At 40.5% G+C, this 15,385-nt stretch carries 9 protein-coding genes; 7 read left to right on the top strand and 2 right to left on the bottom strand.

Annotated elements, in window-relative coordinates:
- Positions 1-137: 137 nt before the first annotated feature.
- The 4 genes from ACIQZI_RS19835 to ACIQZI_RS19820 all read left to right on the top strand — a co-directional run bounded on the left by ACIQZI_RS19835 (position 138) and on the right by ACIQZI_RS19820 (position 7,721).
- Positions 138-1,478, top strand: coding sequence for an ArgE/DapE family deacylase (locus ACIQZI_RS19835; protein WP_062186731.1), 1,341 nt, complete (start codon positions 138-140; stop codon positions 1,476-1,478).
- A gap of 408 nt (positions 1,479-1,886) precedes the next feature.
- On the top strand, positions 1,887-3,383 hold the full coding sequence (locus ACIQZI_RS19830; RefSeq protein WP_403076386.1) for an NCS1 family nucleobase:cation symporter-1: 1,497 nt from the start codon (positions 1,887-1,889) through the stop codon (positions 3,381-3,383).
- A 390-nt stretch (positions 3,384-3,773) separates the two neighbouring features.
- On the top strand, positions 3,774-5,915 hold the full coding sequence (locus tag ACIQZI_RS19825; RefSeq protein WP_062186722.1) for a hydantoinase/oxoprolinase family protein: 2,142 nt from the start codon (positions 3,774-3,776) through the stop codon (positions 5,913-5,915).
- A 6-nt stretch (positions 5,916-5,921) separates the two neighbouring features.
- Positions 5,922-7,721 carry a hydantoinase B/oxoprolinase family protein gene (locus ACIQZI_RS19820; protein ID WP_403076383.1) on the top strand — a complete coding sequence of 600 codons (1,800 nt, stop codon included), beginning with the start codon at positions 5,922-5,924 and terminating at the stop codon, positions 7,719-7,721.
- An 85-nt stretch (positions 7,722-7,806) separates the two neighbouring features.
- Here ACIQZI_RS19820 and ACIQZI_RS19815 read toward each other — a convergent pair whose 3' ends face one another.
- Complete coding sequence (locus ACIQZI_RS19815; RefSeq protein WP_403076380.1) at positions 7,807-8,649, bottom strand: helix-turn-helix transcriptional regulator; 843 nt, start codon at positions 8,647-8,649, stop codon at positions 7,807-7,809.
- A 111-nt stretch (positions 8,650-8,760) separates the two neighbouring features.
- Here ACIQZI_RS19815 and fabF point away from each other — a divergent pair, with 111 nt between their 5' ends.
- Positions 8,761-9,996 (top strand): beta-ketoacyl-ACP synthase II, encoded by a 1,236-nt coding sequence (fabF, locus tag ACIQZI_RS19810; RefSeq protein ID WP_403076377.1) that lies wholly within the window; start codon positions 8,761-8,763, stop codon positions 9,994-9,996.
- 203 nt (positions 9,997-10,199) lie between these two features.
- Here the strand turns inward: fabF and ACIQZI_RS19805 are convergent, their stop codons facing one another.
- Positions 10,200-11,909 carry a PucR family transcriptional regulator gene (locus ACIQZI_RS19805; RefSeq protein ID WP_403076375.1) on the bottom strand — a complete coding sequence of 570 codons (1,710 nt, stop codon included), beginning with the start codon at positions 11,907-11,909 and terminating at the stop codon, positions 10,200-10,202.
- Positions 11,910-12,372: 463 nt separating this feature from the next.
- Here ACIQZI_RS19805 and ACIQZI_RS19800 point away from each other — a divergent pair, with 463 nt between their 5' ends.
- A complete protein-coding gene (locus tag ACIQZI_RS19800) occupies positions 12,373-13,674 on the top strand; it encodes an MFS transporter (protein ID WP_403076372.1) in 1,302 nt (433 codons plus the stop codon).
- Positions 13,675-13,887: 213 nt separating this feature from the next.
- Positions 13,888-15,126, top strand: coding sequence for a M24 family metallopeptidase (locus ACIQZI_RS19795; RefSeq protein ID WP_403076369.1), 1,239 nt, complete (start codon positions 13,888-13,890; stop codon positions 15,124-15,126).
- Positions 15,127-15,385 lie beyond the last annotated feature (259 nt).

Below are 15,385 nucleotides of genomic sequence, written 5' to 3'. Positions count from 1 at the left end.
CATGTATGAGACAAAAAACAGGGGGGATTTCAGCTCTAAACCAAAAAACTCGCTCTTTCAAGCAGGGATGAATCTAGTAAACCAAAAAAATTATGAGCAGTTAAAAAACACCAATCAAAAATTTAGGAGTGTTGGAAATGGAAGTTTTATTGTCAAATGGAGTACGTGAAAAGGTAAGCGATTACATGAAAGAAAACCGTGAAGAGTTAATTAAGGGGCTCCAAAAATTAATCCAAATCCCAAGTGAAACTGGTTATGAAGGGCCGGTTCAAGAACATATTAAAAATGTTATGTTAGACCTTGGTCTTGAAGTAGATACATTTGAAGCGGATCCAGTGAAAGTAAGACAGCATCCAGAATATACAGAGTCAGAAGTAGAACGTAAAGTGGGCTTTAAGAATCGTCCGAATGTTGTTGGGAAATGGCATGGATCAGAAGATGCACGGTCACTTTTACTTTTTACACATGTTGATACGGTACCGGTTGGGGATGAGATCCACTGGAATTACCCGCCAACTGAAGGTGTAATTGAAAATGGACTTATGTACGGAAGAGGAACAGCTGATAATAAAGGCGGATACGGTTCTATCCTTTTTGCACTGCAGGTTATTAAAAATATGGGTCTAAAGCCAAAAGGAAATATTACAACCATTTCCGTTGTTGATGAAGAGGTAGGCGGAGCCGGCGGAGCTGTTGCAATGGTTCAATACCTTGAAGAACAGAACTTTAAAGCAGATGCATGTATTTATCCGCATCCATTAACAACTGGTGCAGGTCCACAAATTGCTTGTGCAGGCGGATTGATTTTTAAAGTAAGAGTGACAGGTGTGGCCGCTCATAACTTAAACGGACAAGTTGGTGTGAATGCAATCGGCAAAGCAATGAAAATATATGACGCTTTAGTTGAACTGGACAATAAACGCGTAGAAACTGTCAGCTATGCTCCGTTTGAACGTTATTTCGCCGCTTCAGATATGCAAGTCCGTTCAAGTAATTTAACACCTGCAATGATTAATGCTGGTGAATGGGCATATAAAGTTCCGGCTGAATGTGAATTAACTGGAACAATTGGCTACCCGCCAAATGAAACACTTGAAGAAGTGAAAGCACAGATTGAACACGCAATTAAGGAAGTTGCGGCTAATGATGAATGGTTATCTAAAAACCCGCCGGAAATTTCTTATGAATGGCATACAAGCCCAGCGGAGATCAGTCCAGACCATCCATTTGTGCAAATGGTTAAGTCAAATATTGATGAAGTTGTTGGTAGAACAACGGAAATTTATGGAATGCCTACATTCAGTGATATCCGCTTCCCGCTTATTTATATGGATATGCCAGCAATTATTTATGGACCAAAAGGCGGCAACCTGCATGGAGCAGATGAGTGGGTAAATATCCAAGATTGGTTAGATTGTGTTGAAACGAATGTTTTAAACATTTTAGAATGGAGTGGCTATGAAGAGGTCACAAAGTAAACGTAGAGACGCAATAGTTTGATCCAGTTATCCCCGAGATAAGACTTCACTCCAAAATGGGGACGATGATATTCAAGGAGTGAAGTTATTTTTTATAAAATAGACGCGTTAAGTTACTAAAGAATAAGTTTTGTGAAAGCATCATTGATTGAACTGGAAGATACGAAGACTTCTGCGAAAATGCGACAGCTTGCAGACGTCCCCTAAAACAAAATCAATACTCAAGTTAACAAAAGCTAAAAAGAACAAAATGTGTAGTCCATCCCCTCTCTTCGGAAAGTAGGAATCACACAAACTCCTATATGTAAACTTAAGATTTCCGCTTTATTTGTAAGCGCTTAATATTAAGAGGGACTTTTGTAAGACCTGTTCCATGAACCATATAAAATTTAAAGGAGTATTAGGAATATGGCTGTGAACCAACCTAATTTTCAAGAAGAGACGGTAAATTCTCTTAGTAACGATGATTTGTTACCGGTACGAACGGAGGAGCGAACTTGGAAAACGCAAAACTTTGCCACGATGTGGATGGGGGTTATTAATAATATTCCCACATATGCAACAATAGGAGGATTAGTTGTTTTAGGGTTTTCTCCATTACAGGTGATCCTGATCATAGGTATTGCCTCGCTGATTCTGTATGGTGCTTTATCTCTTAACGGTCATGCGGGGGCTAAATATGGAATACCATTTCCAGTCCTCGTGCGAACTTCTTATGGAATCAGAGGGGCAAATGTTCCAGCGATATTACGTGGAATCATTGCAATCGTATGGTTAGGGATTCAAGCGTATGCAGGAAGTGCGGCGTTTAATATCGCCATTACACTGCTTTGGCCAGGTTTTGCTTTACTTGGTGGGGACTGGACATTTTTAGGGATTGGGCTACCAGGTTTACTTTCCTTTGTATTATTTTGGTCCATGCACTTTTTAGTTTTAAAGAGGGGAATGGAGTCCCTCAAGAAATTTCAAGCGTTCACCGGACCGTTAGTGTATATCGTATTAATCGGCTTGCTCTGGTGGGCAATTGATACGGCAGGCGGAATTCAACCAATCATTACTCAAACTGGAAAATATGAGACGTTTGGAGAATTATTCTTTCCATTTATCAGTGCAGTAGCAGGTATAATCGGAATTTGGTCAACGTTAATATTGAATATACCGGACTTTACTCGATTTGCTAGATCTCAGAAAGATCAAATAAAAGGCCAGTTATATGGGTTGCCAGTTACGTTTACTATATTTACAGTTGTTACAGTTGCAGCAACATCTGCAACGACAATCGCTTTTGGTAACCCGATTGGAGATATCATTGTTACTCTCCAACAATTCGATAGACCGATTGTTATTGCAATCGCAGCTCTTATTCTTTCAGTGGCTACAATAACAGTGAATGTGATTGCGAATCTGGTTTCACCTGCTTATGATTTAGCGAACTTATTTCCGAAGTGGATTAGCTTTAAAACGGGCTTTTATATAACGATGGCGGCAGCTCTATTTACAGTGCCGTGGAAATTGATGGAAAATGCTGATGCAATCTTCACTCTTCTTCACTTAATTGGAGGAGCGCTTGGTCCAGTAGCCGGTGTAATGATTGCCGACTATTATATGATTCGTAAAAGAAAGCTTAATATAAACGATATCTATTCTTTAAAAGGGGAGTACACGTACTGGAAAGGGTATAATTATAGAGCATTTGTAGCGACGGGGTTTGGGGCAACAGTCGCTTTAATAGGGGCATTTGTTCCTTCATTAAAAGGACTGTATGATATCTCATGGTTTTTAGGAGTCATTCTTTCCTTTTTCGTTTATATCGGTTTTATGCGTTTGCACCCTCCTGTCAATAATCAGGGAGAAGACAATCAATTGGAAGACATGACGAAAGGAAATATGAAAACGGGAAATTGATAGAGCCGATTGTTGCATAAATGATATAGATATGTGCAATTACAATTTATTGAAAATTCGGTATATAATAAATTGGTAATAAGATAGGATGTATCTATGCACAAAGAATTGGTGAATTCTTGTAAAATCGAACTCAAGTATAAGCATCTTGTCTACATGATGAGCGCTAGATTTTGAAACTAAGATGACTATGTACTATGTCTAGGGGGAGGATCTGCGAGTATTGGTCCAGGGATTGAAAGAATCCTGACAATAAGTACAATACAAAAATTAGATCTAAATATTCAACATTTTTGTAAACAGCTTACTGTATTCGAGAGATTGTTTCATAGAAAAAGGTAAAAGCGCTTTATAATTCTAATGAAGTAACAAAGAAAAGGAGCTGGTCGCATGGTTCGAATAGGCGTTGACGTTGGTGGTACATTTACTGATTTAATACTTGTGGATGAATTAACGAATCAAATTCACGTACACAAGGTTCCAAGTACACTTGAGGATCAGTCGATAGGCGTGATTAATGGTATCCAAAAACTGTGTAAAAATGCTAATGTTCCTATGACAGATATCGATTATGTGCTTCATGGCACAACAGTCGCTACGAATATTACCATTGAACGTAATGGAGCTGTAGTTGGGATGTTAACGACGAAGAACTATCGGGACATTTTGCATATTGCGCGACATAAAAAGACAGAGAATTTCTCCATCCAGCAAGATCTCCCTTGGCAAGCAAACCCACTAGTATTACGCCGAAACCGTATTCCTATTACTGAAAAGCTGCAAGCTCCAGACGGTCGAGTAAAAGTACCGATGAATGAAGAAGAAGTTCGTCAAGCGGTTGAAAGACTCAAAAAATCTGAAGTGGATATTATTGTTGTATCATTCCTCTTTTCCTTTTTAAATGATGAACACGAACAGCGGGCAAAGGAAATCGTAAAAGAAATGTGGCCGGAAGTGCAATGTTTTACCTCTAGTGAAATTGCCCCTCAAATGCGAGAGTATGAAAGATTTAGTACAGCAGCAATGAATGCCTACGTAGCGCCGCGCGTCAGCCGATACTTAAGTCACTTATCTAGTGCTTTAGACGAGGCTGGAGTTAAAGGAGATCTTCATATTATGCAATCTTCTGGTGGAATGGCCACTAGTGAAATGGTGACAGAAAAGCCAGTCACTTTGTTAAAGTCTGGACCGTCGGGGGCTGTTTTAGCTACTGCTTGGTGGGGAGAGTTGGAAGGTGTTCCTAATTTAATTAGTGTTGATATTGGCGGAACGTCAGCGGATATTTCTGTTATTCCAAATAATACGCCGAAAATTATCAATCCACGTGATGCCGAGGTAAACGGCTATCCTGTATTGGTTCCGATGATTGATGTGGAAGTGATTGGTGCTGGTGGTGGTTCAATTGCTTATATCGATGCTGGCGGTGCATTTAGGGTAGGGCCGAAGAGTGCGGGTGCTCATCCTGGACCAGCTTGTTATGGACAAGGAGGAGAAAATCCTTGTGTGACAGATGCCAATGTAATTCTTGGACGACTTGATCCGGAGCAGTTTCTAGGAGGAGATCTTCAACTACATCCTGAATTGAGCTTTAAAGCGGTTGAGGAGAAGCTTTGTCCGAAGCTCAACATGTCAGCGGAAGAGGCGGCTCTTGGTATCTTGAAGATTATTAACAACTTTATGGCGCTTAGCATCCGTGCAAAATCTGTAAGTAAAGGAATCGATCCACGTGAATTTGCTTTATTTGCAGCAGGTGGTGCTGGACCACTTCATTCTGTTGATTTGGCGGAAACGATAGGGTGCAATCTTGTTATTGTTCCGAATTATCCAGGGATTAGTGCAGCAACAGGTCTCTTAGTAGGTGACATTAAATACGACTTTATTAAATCGAATATTAGTCGTCTTGACAATATAACAGATGAAACAATCGACTCGATGAATGCAGATTTACAGGATCTTGAGGAACAGGCTTATACTCAATTGATTAAAGATGGCATTAAGCCTGATGATATTTTGATCGAGCGCATTGCCGAGTGCCGCTATGCTGGACAAGGATTTGAATTACGTGCATCCATTCCAGAAGGGATACTGACTGATCAATCTATAGAGACGATTCGTCAAAGATTCGATGAATCACATGAGGAAGAGTATGGTCATCATTTTCCGAACAATGTTGTGGAGCTGATTACATTACGAATCGTGGCAATTGGAAAAACCCCTTCATTAACTTTGCCGAAATTAGAAAGTGGTAATCGAATCAATCCAGAGGCTGCCTTTATGTATGAGCGAGAAACTGTATATGAGGTAAATGGAGAGATTAAACGTTTCTCAACTCCTCGTTACGATCGAAGTAAATTATTAGCACATGACTTAATTCAAGGACCAGCAATCATTGTCCAACGTGATACGACAACTTCGATCCCACCTCATTGGCAAGCGACTGTATCAGATAATGGCACATTATTTGTCGCTTCAAAAGTGACACAGGGCGGCGCAGCAGAATCAGTAGAAAAATATTTCTCGAAGGTGAGGTAAATAGATATGACTATTAATCACATGAGCTCTACTGTTATTCAAAATAAAATAGATCCTGTGACCTTGCAAGTAATCGGTGGAGCATTAAAGACAATCGCAAAAGAAATGGCGCATGTTATGTATCGGATGGCTTATTCATCGCTTATTCGCGAATCTGAGGACCTTGGAGCAGGAGTATTTGATGTTTTTGGTAATACATTAGCTGAGGCGGATTCTACCCCCATGCAATTAGGTTGCTTACCTGGGTATATTCGAGGCTTCCAAGAAAAACTGGGGGATAATCAGCATCCAGACGATATTATTTGGAATAATGATCCTTATGCGGGAGCTTCTCATTCTCCAGATGTTGCTTTATGTCAACCGATATTTTATAAAGGAGAATTGGTCGGATATGCGGGTGCAACTGCCCATCATTTAGATATGGGTGGGGCACAGCCTGGGCTGATGGTTGATGTACCGGATGTGTATGCTGAAGGCTTGATTTTAAATGGCGTCAAACTATATGACAAAGGGGTACGGAATGAAACCCTAATTGAAGTTATTCGTCAGAATGTTCGGACACCGAATGAAGTCATTGGAGATTTAGAAGCGCAAGTTGCAGCCTGCCGATTAGGGGTTAAACGTTTCATTGAGTTGATGGACAAGTACGGGAAGGACACAGTGCTTTCAGCTTGTGAAGAGTTAATGAATTACTCTGAGCGGATGATGCGAAAGGAAATTGCCAAAATTCCCGATGGTGTCTATGAGGCAGAATCTTGGTTGGATAATGATGGGCGTCATCTAGATATACCTCTTAAAGTACATGTGAAACTGACGAAACAAGGAGAAGAACTGGAAGTAGACGTTTCTAAATCTAGTGATCAAGTTTCCACGGCCTTTAATGTAGCATATTCCGGCGCTCTTTGTGTAAGTGTTCATAGTGTCTTGCGTTCCATCTTTTTAGATACATTTATGACGGAAGAAGATGTTCCAGCGAATGAAGGAGCGTTCCGCCCGATTAAAATTACAGCACGTAAGGGAAGTATTTTTAATCCGATTAAACCGGCGGCTCTATTTAGCCGTGCCAATCAAGTAAACACAGTAGCAGACTTAATTATTAAAGCACTAGCACCGATTATCCCGAATCAGACATGTGCAGGTAGTTCAGCCAATATACAATTTGCTTCGTATGCGGGACTGGATGAAAACAATGAATACTGGGTGTATATTGAAGTCAATGAGGGGTCTTATGGTGGCCGCCCAGGTAAAGATGGCATGGATGCTGTAGATTTTAGCTCATGGAATACAATGAATAACCCAATTGAAGATCTTGATATGCATGTTCCTCTCGTATGTGAACAATATGAACTTCGCGAGGATACAGGAGGAGCTGGAAAGTGGCGAGGTGGTCTAGGGATCGTAAGGTGGAACCGCTTCTTAACCGATGGCTTTATGACGATGGAAGGGGACAAACATACGGTACGACCGTGGGGGTATAACGGTGGACTTCCTGGAACGAGCGCAAATCTAATTAAAAATCCAGATCGTACAGCTGAGGAACTTCCGTCTAAACTTAACGGATATCGCTTCCAAGCTGGAGAATCGGTGCAGATATTAGTCCCATCTTCTGGAGGATACGGAGATCCACTTGAACGACCTGCAGAGCAAGTGCTTGAAGATATATTAGATGAAATTGTCTCAGTTGAAACAGCCTATAGAGATTATGGAGTTGTCATCTCTGATATGGAGCTTGATATTAGAGCTACAGAAATAAGACGAGCAGAAATGAGAAGCACGCGAGGCGATTTGCCAGTCTATACTCAATAAGATTTTTAAGGGATAAGCAAGCAGCCAATTGTCTGTCAAAGGACACGTTGGCTGTTTTTCCTATTCAAACAACGAATCTAGTTTTTTATAGATTATTTTCAATTAAGCGTTTTAATTTTTCTTCTGTGCCAGTGTGATCAACCGGTGTATAAACACTGCATCTTAAGTCGAGATCTCCTTGTACTTGTAAAGAAGTGAGACTAAATACCATTTTACCGGCTTTGGCATGACGAAATTCAATTAAAACTTCTGGAGCCGAGCTCACTTCACCTCGATTCCATAGTTCTTGGAACTCTGGAAAGCGTTGTTCCATTTCTTCAATGAACTGTGAATACCAATTGTCAGCAAAATATTGTCCATAATAGGTCCGAAAAATGGCAAGAAAACCTTGTGCAAAATGCTCCCAATTCACTGCCAAACTCTTAAATTCTTTTCTTGCAAATAATAATCGAATCAAATTTCTCTCTTCAAATGGAATCGTATTAAAATCTAAAAATACGTGTGCGGCTGCTTGATTCCAGCCAATGATATGGCAATGCCTGTCTGAAATAATCGTCGGGCAGTATTTGAGCTCCTGTAAGATTTTATTTAATGAAGGGCTGATTAAGGTTTCTTCTTCCAATGAGAGCTCGTGATTGATCCCTTCTTCCAAAGCCAAAGCGAATAAATATTTTTTTTCATCAGGCTTTAATTGCAGGGCATTAGAAATAGCCTCTAATACAGAAGTCGATACTTTAATGTCTCTCCCTTGCTCCAACCACGTATACCACGTTGTGCTTACAGAAGCTAATTGAGCCACCTCTTCCCTCCGTAGGCCAGGCGTTCTTCTTCTTTTACCAATCGGCAATCCAACCATATGTGGATGGATTTTGGAGCGCCGCGTTTTTAAAAACTCTGATAGTGCTTGAAGCCTCGTCTCCGAATTCATTTTCCTGCTCCTTTTTTAATGTAGTGTAAATTATACCAGGATAAACAACAAATTGTAATAGGATGAAAAATGGATAAAATTAGAATAAAGACGATATGAGGAGGCGTTTAAATGAAGCGAGTAGTCATTACTGGAATGGGTGTTGTTTCACCAATAGGGAATGATATTGATACGTTTTGGGACCATTTATTGAAAGGGAAATCAGGAATTTCATTTATTGATATGTGGGATGTCTCCGATTTAAAAACGAAAATAGCTGGTAGTATTCGGGACTTTGATGCTGAAGGCAGATGGGGGCGTAAAGAAGCACGACATATGGATCGCTTTTGTCAATTTGCGTTAGCTGCAGCTGAACAAGCTTTGGATCATTCCCAATTAAAGCTGGATAAACTAGATAGAGAGCGGTTTGGCGTATATGTTGGTTCAGGAATAGGGGGGATCAATACGTTTATTGAGAATGTGAATGTGCTAAACGAACGAGGACCGAAAAGAGTAAGTCCAAGCTTAGTACCGATGATGATATCTAATGCGGCCGCCGCTCAAATAAGTATTCGATTTGGTGCATATGGTCCATCTATGTCACCTGTAACTGCATGTTCGATTGGTAATACATCGATTGGGGAAGCGTTCAATGTAATTAGAAGTGATGAGGCGGACGTGATATTTGCAGGTGGATCAGAAGCTGCCATTACGAAATTATCTTTGGCAAGTTTTAGCAACGCAACCGCTTTATCAACGAGAAATGAAGAGCCTACTTTAGCGAGCCGACCATTTGATGTGAAGCGTGATGGATTTGTGATGAGTGAAGGAGCGGGGATCCTTGTGTTAGAATCACTAGAACATGCCTTACAACGGGATGCTCTGATCTATGGGGAAGTAATCGGATATGGTGCAGGGTCAGATGCGTATCATATGGTAGCCTCACATCCGGAAGGAAGAGGTGCTTATTCAGCTATGAAAAGTGCCTTGAATAAGGCGAATATAGCTGCAAATGAGGTAGACGTTATAAGCGCTCATGCAACGAGTACGTATGTAGGCGATATTTCTGAAACACTAGCGATTAAGAAGTTATTTGGGTCAGATGCCTATCAAGTGCCAATTACAGCTAACAAATCGATGCTCGGTCATATGCTCGGAGCTGCTGGTGCGGTCGAGGCAATTGCTCTAGTGAAAAGCTTAATACAGGGTGTCGTACCTCCAACTATCAATTTAGAGACTGCGGATCCGGAATGTGATTTAAATTATGTCTCAGAAGATGCACGGAAAGCTGTATTAAATATAGGTATATCTAATTCATTTGGTTTTGGAGGTCATAATTCTACGATTGTATTGAAAAAATATAATTAAGTGATACAAAAGTTTGTCCCAAAACAGCTGAGCTAAAATCTAATATCAACATCTATATATAGGGAAAAATGAACAGCGTATAGAGTTAGTAGCTTGTTTTGGGACAATCCTGCTTTGTTGGATTTATTACCTGAGTAACAAATATTATAATCACTTTTATCCGATATCCTCACAATGTGTATTTGGTCTTCTAGGGAGGATATTTACATGATAGAGTGCGGAATCTTTTCCTCTTTATCTTCATCAACTTCTGTTTCGAAACCGGGTCCGTGACTTTGATTTGCAAGTGATTCAAGGGTTAAAGCGATTTGGATCCAAAATTGGCACTTTGAAGACGATAAGCTATCTCCCAAATGCTGTTCAATCCGGTCAATTCGATATCGTAATGTATTTCGATGAATATGTAGAGCTTTCGCTACCATTTCGCGATTATAGTTATGGGCAGCGAGACATTTTAGCGTTTCATAAAGCACCGAACCTCGTTCAGAAAGAAGTTCATCTGGTAAAATTAAATGGCGAAATGCTAGAGCTTTAGTTTGATCCATACCACCATAAAGAAGTAACTCTTTCTGCGATTCTTCAGCAAAATAGGCTCCACCTTCAGGATCTGAAAACTGAACAAGTGGTGTCAAAGATTTTGCCTCCTGATAGCTTTCAACGATAGAGAGCCAATCTTCCTTCATTTCACCAAACACAAGAACTGGAACGATTTGCTTATAAATTCTTTGTACATGACTGTATAAATCTTTTAAATGGGCTTTAATGACCGAATATTCAAGACTAGAGGAAATCAATAAAGTTAATCGACCTTCATATACCTCACAGAAGCCATCAATCCCTTCTGTTTCGTTAATCCACATTGTACATTCATTACTCAAAAAATCCATCTCTACGGATAAGCTAAGCGGGATCTCCTTTTTTCCAGGGAGGACAAAACCTGCCATCCAATTCTCGTTCGGAGCCAATCCAAGCTTGCGTACTCTTTCTTCCATTAATACAGAGGCTGTTTTAGGACTTTCAAATAGTAATTCCATTAATTCTACTTTAAATTGCCTACTTGTAACTCCTACGACTTGTTGATTTAGGTGGATATCTAAAAGAACAGTTGCCGCATATTCAAGGGCATGCTTATGCGTTTCTTCCACCTGCTGATTATGGAAGAGAAGCCAAAGCGTTCCTGAATAATTCCCTTCAATTTGAAGTGGTATAGCCATTGCCTCTGGTAAAGTGTTAGTAGGTATTCTTAGAGGTTGGCTCTCTCTTAGAATCGGTTCGTTTTCAGGAAAATTACGATCCAAAATTTCATGTAGTATCTTGGATAAATGATCCATTATATTTGGGAGATTTATACGTTTGCCTCCCGTAGGTATGACTTTATTCAAAACTTTGTTCGCAGGGTCGGTGATGATAGTAGGACAATTAAAATGCTGGGAGAGGATGCGACAAACATCCATACCATTATTTGCTACGCGTAATTCTCCGGCCAATTCTGAAGGAAGTTGTGCAGCCAATTCTTTTTTTCTAAACTCTCGTCTCATAATTTCTTGGTGAATCGATTGGGTTATTTTAATGAACTGTACATGGAAGGGTGTTTCTAAAATCGGGATACCATATTTTTCACCAAATTCCAAAACGGATGGGGGACATTCATCAAGGTAACGACCAGTTGCAAACAAAATACCGGAAATTTGATGCCGTAAAAATCCTTTAAGAAGTCGAGCTTCTGATGCTTGATCATGCGGCCATACTTGTCCACATGTCATAAGTAGCTCTCCTCCTTCAAGGAAGTGCCTCATGTCATCATGATCAATAACGTGTGCCCAGCGGATTTTGCGATACAAACCTCTTTTACCTGCACGAACTGTTACATTATTCTTCCCCGTTAGAAGTATTGCTTCTTTTACTGTGATCAATTACATGTCCTCCTTTGTGCAAAACATACAAAAAATGAAAAAAAACAAATGAATTTAAGCACAATATCCAATTGTATTCAGAATTAATGGAATGTTATCATTCTTATTATAGGATAGCGCTTACATTATATCTATACAGAATATGTTAAATTTAAAAGAATAGTGGAATGAAGTGTTGAAAAGTAAACAAGCTTAGATAGAAGATTGTTTATGAAAAGGAATAGAGGTGCTCAGATGATCGATTTTATTCATTTCTAGCGGTATATTATGGTTCATAATGAGTCTGAGAGATTTTCGAGGTCAAACATTCATAGCTAGCTGCAATGCTATCATCTTTTTCTGACCTATTATCGTAATCCTGCCTTTGGAAGCCAATATAAAAGATTTTTCTAACTTCAATTGTCAGAAAGTTTAAAATTTTCTATATAATATGCTGAATTCGGAAGACATGGAGGTAAAATGAATGTCCATACAACGACAGGTAGAAAAAAACATAGGAAGTGAAAAAACACAAACCACTGGGGTGAAACAAGCCGTTTTTGGGGCGGCGATTGGAAATTTGATCGAATGGTTCGATTATGCTTCATATGGGTATTTGGCTACAATCATTGCTGCAGTCTTCTTTGCTCCAGGCAACGAGAAGGCGGCCTTGCTCGGAACGTTTGGAGTGTTTGCCGTATCCTTCATAGCAAGACCAGTAGGAGGTCTAGTTTGGGGGCATTATGGGGACAAGCTTGGCCGAAAGCGTATTTTAACTCTTACCATCATTATGATGTCACTTGCGACGTTCGCAATCGGTCTCATACCTAGCTATGCCACGATCGGTATTGCAGCACCACTGCTACTTCTATTATGTCGTATCGTCCAAGGGTTTTCTGCTTCTGGTGAGTATGCTGGAGCTTCCTTGTTTATAGCGGAATACGCACCGAACTCCAAAAGGGGACTTCTTGTCAGTATGGTTCCAGCAAGTACGGCTGCTGGATTATTACTTGGCGCTTTGACAGCGCTCCTTCTTCAGTACAATCTGTCGCAAGATGCTTTACATAGCTGGGGATGGCGCATTCCCTTTCTTATCTCAGGACCACTTGGTTTAATCGCTCTCTATATCCGTATGAAACTTGAAGATACGCCTGTTTTTACGGAGAAGGAGCACGGAGAAAAACAAGAACCGATTTTTAAGAGTGTCCGTCAGAATGGGAAGCAGCTGCTCGTTGCATTTGGAGTCATCTGTTTGAATGCAGTCGGCTTCTATATCATTCTCAGCTATATGCCAACTTATCTAGTGAATGAGTTGGGGTTTGACAGTATGAAAGCGATTCTTACAACGATTGTCTCATTAACAACTTACGTAATCCTTCTCCCATTCGTCGGTACACTCGCCGATCGGGTCGGCAGAAAGCCAGTGCTTATTGGTGCTAGTATACTGTTTATGCTATTTACTATTCCAGCTTTTTTACTTCTTTCCCAAGGTGGAATGTACGCTATATTAGCACAAATATTACTTGGTGCCATATTAGCAGGAAACGATGGCGTGCTCGCAACCTTTTTATCGGAGATGTTTCCAACCAATGTACGGTACACTTGTTTCGGATTGTCTTTCAATATGGGGAACGCTATTTTTGGGGGAACAGCTCCATTCGTTGCAACCTTCCTGATTATTCAATCAGGGAACACATTTGCTCCTGCTTTCTATTTGATGGCAGCTGCTTTCATCGCCTTTATCGCATTATTGCGAACGAAGGAGACGGTGAACAAATCGCTGTAGCAGGAAAAACGATTCCTGATTAAATATGAGAGAGTTGGTGCACCGTGCAGAACATACTAAGTATTCATTGTTTTGAAGATTGTCGCACTTATCTCCTGAGCACACGTGATCCTACGTATTACAGTGAGCGCACGCTGGTCATCTTACTGATTGGAAATTTGAAAGAGTAATAGTAATGATAAGTAAAATTATGGAAAAGGAAAGGTGATAAACATGGTACAACAAATCACAGATCTTGAAAGAACAAAAATTTTACAAAACGGCGGTAAAAAAGTAAAGCCCACTTTTTCAAAAGAAGAAATGACTCGTCGTAATACGAATTTGCGCCAATATATGGCCAAATCCGGAATCGATGCGGTTGTGTTCACTTCTTACCATAATATTAATTATTATAGTGACTTCTTATATACATCTTTCAACCGATCTTATGCGCTTGTTGTTACGCAAGACAAGCATGTGACAGTAAGTGCCAATATTGATGCTGGTATGCCATGGAGACGCAGTTTTGATGAGAATATTGTGTACACGGACTGGAAAAGGGACAACTATTTATATGCTGTTAAAAAGATCTTAACAGAATCAGGCTTCACTCGTGGCCGTCTTGGCATAGAAGATGATCATTTGACGCTCGCTTTACGTCGTCAGGTACAGGATGCCCTGCCAGAGGCAGAACTCGTAGACATCTCCCAGGATGTTATGAGACAACGGATGTTTAAGTCTGGTGAGGAAATTGATCTCATTAAGAATGGTGCCCGGATTGCAGATATCGGCGGGGCAGCCATTGTCGAAGCCATTCGCGAAGGCGTACCGGAATATGAAGTAGCTCTCCAAGGTACAGAAGCGATGGTACGTGAAATTGCTCGTACGTACCCTCACGCTGAACTGAGAGACACATGGGTTTGGTTCCAATCTGGCATCAACACGGATGGTGCACATAACTGGGCAACTTCCCGCAAGTTACAGCAAGGAGATATATTAAGTCTGAACTGTTTCCCGATGATCGCTGGCTACTATACAGCGCTTGAGCGTACATTGTTCTTGGAAGACGTGTCTGATCGCCATCTTGAGCTATGGGAAATCAACTGTAAAGTACACAGACGTGGCCTTGAATTGATCAAGCCAGGAGCTAGATGTATGGATATTGCCACTGAATTGAACGAAATCTACCGCGAGCACAATCTTTTAGCGAACCGAACATTCGGGTATGGACACTCATTCGGTGTACTTAGCCACTATTACGGTCGTGAGGCAGGATTGGAGCTTCGGGAGGATATCGAGACCGTACTAGAGCCAGGTATGGTTGTGTCGATGGAGCCCATGATCATGGTTCCAGAGGGAGAGCCAGGAGCTGGTGGATACCGTGAGCATGACATCCTTGTGATTGGCGAAAACGGTGCAGAGAACATCACTGGATTCCCATTTGGTCCAGAACATAACATTATTAAAAAATAATTCACTTGTATCTTTGCTGCGGGATACTAAGGTTGGGAGCCGACTATAAACGATTCATGAAGGTTCCTTCCTCTCGGGCAAGTAATATTAAACATTGAAGAAGAAACTGACGGATTCATTGGATTTTTAGGTAAGTTAAATTGAAAAGAACAAACCAATAAATCAATGTATATAGCACTATATTTAAAAAGAAATTCATTTAATCTCATAAGTGTACGATTCACTTGAAGAGTTCTCAGCTGATCTGTGAAATGATGAT

This window comes from Peribacillus sp. NPDC096379 (genome assembly GCF_044762875.1).
Lineage (GTDB): Bacteria > Bacillota > Bacilli > Bacillales > DSM-1321 > Peribacillus.
This window is presented reverse-complemented; position numbering and strand designations above follow the sequence as displayed.